The organism is Anabaena sp. AL09 (genome assembly GCF_001672255.1).
GTDB lineage: Bacteria > Cyanobacteriota > Cyanobacteriia > Cyanobacteriales > Nostocaceae > Dolichospermum > Dolichospermum lemmermannii.
Window position 1 is genome coordinate 1 of record NZ_LJOQ01000024.1, and the last position, 5,154, is coordinate 5,154.

Here is a 5,154-nt window from a genome sequence, read left to right on the forward strand (position 1 = left end):
CCGTGATGAAGCAGGAAGTAAACACTAAGGTTATCGCTGTCCAGATGTGTCTAGACTTTGGTAATTTTGGGTAAGTTTTATAGAACGGTTAGTTACACCAGCTAATCATGCACTAAAATAGAATGATGTTCATACACCGTAACTCACTATTAACTACTGATGGTGGGTTACGCTGTCGCTAACTTACCCTACAAAATAGAGAGTAAAATGGGAATAATAAACAAGCTCTTATAAATGAATATAGCCGCTCAACAACTACCTAACTTAACAGGAAAAACTCGTTCAGAAGTCTTAATAATTCTCAGTAACCAAAGATTTGAATTTAAAACGCAAACTCAAGGGGGTTATGAAACATTTCAGCATCCAGACGGTAGCCAAATTCATATTCGACCAAATGGGGAAATTGTCCGCACAGGTCCTAGAATTAAAGCAGTTGATGGCAAATCTTATCGTCGTCGCTACAATCAATATGGAGAGCAGATAGAATTTGTTTCTGGAGCTAATACTCATAATACTGGAGAAATTGTGAATCTATGACAACAACAATTGCACCAACCCTCACTACTTTTCTCGAAGATTTAAAAAGTGCTGACTTAGTTGGTATTTCTTTAAATCCTCAAAACCTGGGATTACGTCTTGATTTTACTTTCGGTCCTGAAGCTGATGATGTAGCCATTGAATTTTACCAAATTATTCACCTGGTTTTTTCCCAACCTCTAAATGCAAATGATGAAGATATCTGTTTTTGGGTAGGAGAAGTTGAACTCAAGAAAATTGAAGATAATATCCAGAAATTTTTATCCACATCCTATCCATTTGTCAATCAAACTGGAATAATTAACACTAATTTACAATCGCTAATTTATTTTCGTTTGGAAGGAGATATTTGTTTAGAGGTTGTTTGTAGAAATTATAAAACTTTCCAACAAGTCAAAAATTAAATAATTTCAAATAGAGCTAAAGGTACAGTAATAGTCCAAATCTTTGTAAGATACTCAAACGACAATATGCACCTACCTAATAAAATAGTGATATAATTAGAGCAAATAATTCTCTTGATAATACTATGTCCGTCAACGTAATCAAAGAACATATTGAAATCACTCCTGGTATTTGTGGAGGAAAACCTCGCATTGCTGGACATCGGATTCGAGTTCAGGATATTGTGATTTGGCATGAACAAATGGGAATGTCTCCTGATGAAATTCTCTACCATTATCCTAGTATTACCTTGTCTGATGTCTATGCTGCTTTAGCATACTATCATGATCATCGGGAAGAAATTAGGCAACAAATATCAGAATCAGAGGCTTTAATCCAAGAAATTCAAGCACAAACTCCTTCGATTCTGCAACAAAAACTGAAAAAACGCAATGATAGAGAGAATTAAATTTCATTTAGATGAAAGTGTTAGTAATGCGATCGCGTTAGGTTTACATCGTCGAGGAATCAATGTTACTACAACGTCAGAAACCGGATTAATGGGTGTATCAGACAGAGAACAAATTGCTTTTGCTTTATCTGAAAATCGGATATTGATTACTCATGATGATGATTTTGTTATTCTTCATCGTAGCGGTATAACTCATGCAGGAATTACGTATTGTGATCAGAAACGCCGTTCAATTGGTGAAATTTTAAATACTTTAATTCTGATTTGGGAAACACTTGAACCAGGAGATATGAAAAATCAACTTGAATTTTTGTGAAAATTAAATTGCTTTTGATTCCAACACAGTCAACCACTATTCAAATAATTGAGTTAGGCATTCATCGCGGGTAAAATTAAAATGGTTCTCAATATCACGTAAAATGGCACTAAGAGTCCCAATTTTAATTGGACTATGATTAGGAATAGTAATGTGATGTTTACCATTTTCTTGAGTTGTCAATCGAATATGACTACCTGTTTGGTGATCAAGTTTTTTCTGCTAAATCATGAAGCTGAACATGACTAGAATCAGAAAAAATATCTGCTAATCGAGTTATTAATTTACGACTCAAATTTTGGTCAAAAAGCAATTTCAAACCGCACCTACCGTAGCAACTAAACGATGTTCACGGTCAGCAGCAAATTCTAGACAAGCTCTAATATCGTCTTCTGTTAATTCGGGAAAATCCTCTAATATCTCTGCATAAGACATACCAGATGCTAACCAACCTAAAACATCATAAACTGTGATTCTCATCCGGCGAATACAAGGTTTACCACCCCGCTTATCTGGCTCAATGGTAATAATATCTTGATAGCTCATATTATTTAATCTCTCTAACTTTATAGTATTTTAACATCTTTTGCTTTAGGTTTAAGTCTATAAATTTAAATTCTGTATTAAATACTATACAGAATTTTGGTGCTAAAAATCATAATTTAAACAAAAGTTAATAATCAATCCTTTCACCCATCAATCACCCGCACATAAATAGCCCGTGCTATTTCCCGATCTATAGTCATAGATAAACTACCACATTTAATCACAAAAGTAGGAAATTGCTGTTCTACAGTAATCGTATTCCCTGTTTTAATGCCCATTAATATCAGCTTTTTTCTAATTATCTCATCTTGACTTTGACAAACAGTAACTATCCCACAATCGCCTGCTTTCATCAATTCTAAAGAACAACCCATAATAGTAAAAGGAATAAACATTGGATTATAAAAAATAAAAAGCGAAAATTGAAATGATGAAAGATGATAAACATCCTCCATCATTGTGAAAGTTAGAGGGTTTAGCAATGCTAAACCCCTACAGATATTGTATTAAGCAAGATAAGGTTCTTGGTGAGTCTTGATTGTAGAGTTAGACCGAGGATAGGTAACACATAATAGAGCGAATCCTTTGCCTATTTGCTCATCATCTAGGAAGGATTGATCGTCTTGATTGATTTCACCTTCAACAACCTTACCTACACAGCTAGAACAAGCACCGGAGTGACAGGAGAAAGGTAATTCAATCCCAGCTTCGTCTGCTGCATCTAGAATTGTGGTGTCTTCGTCACATTCAATTGTGGTGTCGAAGTCTTCTTTTTTGCTGATCAATCTTACTTGGTAGGTCGCCATTTTTTAATTCTCCTCAAACGTGAATGAAGTGAGTTTTTGAGTTAGTTAAGTTTCCCCGGCTGAGTTCAAAATTCAAAATGAAAGGCTTATTTTTTGAACTTTGAACTATTGGCCGCAAGGTACACCAGTGGGAGTACCATCATTGGTTTTAAAAGACTTGCCACAACCGCAGGTATCAGTTGCATTGGGATTGGAAAACTTGAAGCCGCTGTCCATTACTCCCTCAACAAAATCAACTACCACACCTGCTAATAACGGCGCACTTTTAGCATCAACGTAAATCAACACATTTCCTTGTTGAGATACGACATCATCAGGTTGGGGCTTACTGGTAATTTCGAGGCCATACTCGTAGCCGCTGCAACCACCATCTTTAACGGAGATGCGGACACCCTTTTTAGCGTCTTCGGTTGCAGAACCTTTTAAAAATGCCCGCAGACGAAATTCAGCCTTTTCTGTTAAAGTAACAGTCATTTTGTTTCCTATTCTGTAGCGAATATTCTGATTTGGAATGTGGATTTGAAAAAAGAGGTACTTTATACCGTTGCAGTTTGAGATTGGGAATATCTCCAAGGGGCAGTATTACCGCAAACTGGACAATTGCGATCGCGGTGAGAACGGCGTTTAGCAAATTCCATTCGGTTCAAATCAATGGTCAGCAACTCTGACAACAGCGGTTGACTAAAACCAGTAATCAACTTCACCGCTTCCAAAGCCGTCAAACAAGCCAAAGTCCCAGAAACCGCCCCCAGCACAGAAAAACCGCGCCGATCCCAATCAGGCTTTTCTGGAAACAGACAGGATAAACAAGGTGTGACACCAGGAATAATCGTAGTGAGGTAAGCCTCCATTCCATCCATAGCCGCCTCTACCATGGGCTTGCGCCAGCGGACACAGGCTGCATTTAACAAATTGCGTTCAGTGAAATTATGAGCGCAATCCAAAGCCATATCCGCCGACTGCACCAACTCATCCACATTTTCGGCGGTAATGTAATCGTGAACTACATCCACTTGGACATCGGGATTGATGGCTTTAAGTGTTTCTTGGGCTTTAAATACTCTAGGTTTACCCACCCAGTCGTCAGTCATCAAAACCTGACGATTCATATCATCCAGCCGCAAATCTCCACCCCGGACTAGGATTAGCCGCCCAACACCCGCTACTGCTAGGTAAAGCGCCGCCGTACCGCCTAATCCACCCACACCCGACACCAAAACAGTCGCTGATTTCAGGCGCTTTTGAGCTAATTCGCCAAAATTAGGAAGCATCATTTGGCGACTATAGCGTTCCAATTCGGTAGGCGTTAGGTTGATCACTTTTTAACTCCTAATCTGAGGTGATTTCTGTCAGGGTGACAACATTTTTTCGCTTATCATTAAACACCTTGAACAGCTTTTGTTCATGGGGTGTAGATTCTATAAACACCTGATAAGCTTGTTGCAAAGCTGTACAATATTTCTCTAATCTTTCTTCGTCACTTATCTGGGGATAAGTATCATCAATTTGACTCATGAACTGAGAAAACTTTTTCAAAATATGTAAACGATTAACATTTACAAATTTTTGGTCGTAGGGCAGATTAAAGAAGATGAAAAATTCTTCTGCATCTACTAACTTCTTGAATTCATCAATATTGGTACTCATTTAGAATTCTCCATTTTTTTGAGTTGTTGCTTGAGTCCATCTAACTGACAGTAGATTTCGTAAGTTTCCGCAGCAACATCCATTAGTTTGTGGTAGTCTGTGGGCAAACCTTCCGCTAAATCATGCAGATCCATTTTCATTTGACCTGCTTTACTATTTAGCTTTTTGATCTTGGTGGTGATTTCCTCAATGGTCATATTTTTTGTCCTTTGTCAGTTGTCAGTTGTAATTTGCTATAGAAGAGAACAAATTTGAAAGTTTCCTCTAACCACTAACCACTAACCACTGACCACTGTACGGGCGAAGCATTTGGAGAACTATTTTTGGCAATGACCGATAATTTATCTTCCAAATGCTGACAACTGTACGGGCGAAGCATTTGGAGAACTATTTTTGGCAATGACCGATAATTTATCTTCCAAATGCTTCGCCCCTACTGACAACTG

At 37.8% G+C, this 5,154-nt stretch carries 13 protein-coding genes; 4 read left to right on the top strand and 9 right to left on the bottom strand.

What is annotated here, in order from left to right; genetic code table 11:
- The first annotated feature begins 234 nt into the window (after positions 1–234).
- The 4 genes from AN490_RS04270 (at position 235) to AN490_RS04285 (ending at position 1,709) form a co-directional block, all read left to right on the top strand.
- A complete protein-coding gene (locus AN490_RS04270; RefSeq protein ID WP_300000312.1) occupies positions 235–537 on the top strand; it encodes a hypothetical protein in 303 nt (100 codons plus the stop codon).
- Positions 534–941: a hypothetical protein gene (locus AN490_RS04275; protein ID WP_300000314.1), complete on the top strand. Its 408-nt coding sequence runs from the start codon at positions 534–536 to the stop codon at positions 939–941. The genes AN490_RS04270 and AN490_RS04275 overlap by 4 nt, the downstream gene beginning before the upstream one ends.
- Positions 942–1,066: 125 nt before the next feature.
- Positions 1,067–1,390 (top strand): DUF433 domain-containing protein, encoded by a 324-nt coding sequence (locus tag AN490_RS04280; protein WP_148766892.1) that lies wholly within the window; start codon positions 1,067–1,069, stop codon positions 1,388–1,390.
- Complete coding sequence (locus AN490_RS04285) at positions 1,374–1,709, top strand: DUF5615 family PIN-like protein (RefSeq protein ID WP_148762470.1); 336 nt, start codon at positions 1,374–1,376, stop codon at positions 1,707–1,709. The genes AN490_RS04280 and AN490_RS04285 overlap by 17 nt, the downstream gene beginning before the upstream one ends.
- A 36-nt stretch (positions 1,710–1,745) precedes the next feature.
- Here AN490_RS04285 and AN490_RS04290 read toward each other — a convergent pair whose 3' ends face one another.
- The 9 genes from AN490_RS04290 to AN490_RS04325 all read right to left on the bottom strand — a co-directional run bounded on the left by AN490_RS04290 (position 1,746) and on the right by AN490_RS04325 (position 4,905).
- Positions 1,746–1,892: a type II toxin-antitoxin system HicA family toxin gene (locus AN490_RS04290; RefSeq protein ID WP_300000319.1), complete on the bottom strand. Its 147-nt coding sequence runs from the start codon at positions 1,890–1,892 to the stop codon at positions 1,746–1,748.
- A 25-nt stretch (positions 1,893–1,917) separates the two neighbouring features.
- The gene (locus tag AN490_RS22885; RefSeq protein WP_366925014.1) at positions 1,918–2,028 is read right to left on the bottom strand and encodes a DUF5615 family PIN-like protein; all 111 of its coding nucleotides are present in this window, start codon (positions 2,026–2,028) and stop codon (positions 1,918–1,920) included.
- On the bottom strand, positions 2,025–2,255 hold the full coding sequence (locus AN490_RS04295; protein WP_300000321.1) for a DUF433 domain-containing protein: 231 nt from the start codon (positions 2,253–2,255) through the stop codon (positions 2,025–2,027). Before AN490_RS04295 ends, AN490_RS22885 begins: the two co-directional genes overlap by 4 nt.
- Positions 2,256–2,398: 143 nt before the next feature.
- Positions 2,399–2,650, bottom strand: a complete 252-nt coding sequence (locus AN490_RS04300; protein WP_300000323.1) for a FeoA family protein — start codon at positions 2,648–2,650, stop codon at positions 2,399–2,401.
- 111 nt (positions 2,651–2,761) lie between these two features.
- On the bottom strand, positions 2,762–3,061 hold the full coding sequence (locus AN490_RS04305; protein ID WP_015081336.1) for a 2Fe-2S iron-sulfur cluster-binding protein: 300 nt from the start codon (positions 3,059–3,061) through the stop codon (positions 2,762–2,764).
- 105 nt (positions 3,062–3,166) lie between these two features.
- Positions 3,167–3,535 carry an iron-sulfur cluster assembly accessory protein gene (locus tag AN490_RS04310; protein WP_300000327.1) on the bottom strand — a complete coding sequence of 123 codons (369 nt, stop codon included), beginning with the start codon at positions 3,533–3,535 and terminating at the stop codon, positions 3,167–3,169.
- Between the two features lie 62 nt (positions 3,536–3,597).
- Positions 3,598–4,380, bottom strand: coding sequence for a HesA/MoeB/ThiF family protein (locus AN490_RS04315; RefSeq protein ID WP_148762483.1), 783 nt, complete (start codon positions 4,378–4,380; stop codon positions 3,598–3,600).
- A 10-nt stretch (positions 4,381–4,390) separates the two neighbouring features.
- The gene (gene nifW / locus AN490_RS04320) at positions 4,391–4,708 is read right to left on the bottom strand and encodes a nitrogenase-stabilizing/protective protein NifW (RefSeq protein ID WP_015081333.1); all 318 of its coding nucleotides are present in this window, start codon (positions 4,706–4,708) and stop codon (positions 4,391–4,393) included.
- Complete coding sequence (locus AN490_RS04325; RefSeq protein ID WP_015081332.1) at positions 4,705–4,905, bottom strand: CCE_0567 family metalloprotein; 201 nt, start codon at positions 4,903–4,905, stop codon at positions 4,705–4,707. The genes nifW and AN490_RS04325 overlap by 4 nt, the downstream gene beginning before the upstream one ends.
- Positions 4,906–5,154: the final 249 nt, after the last annotated feature.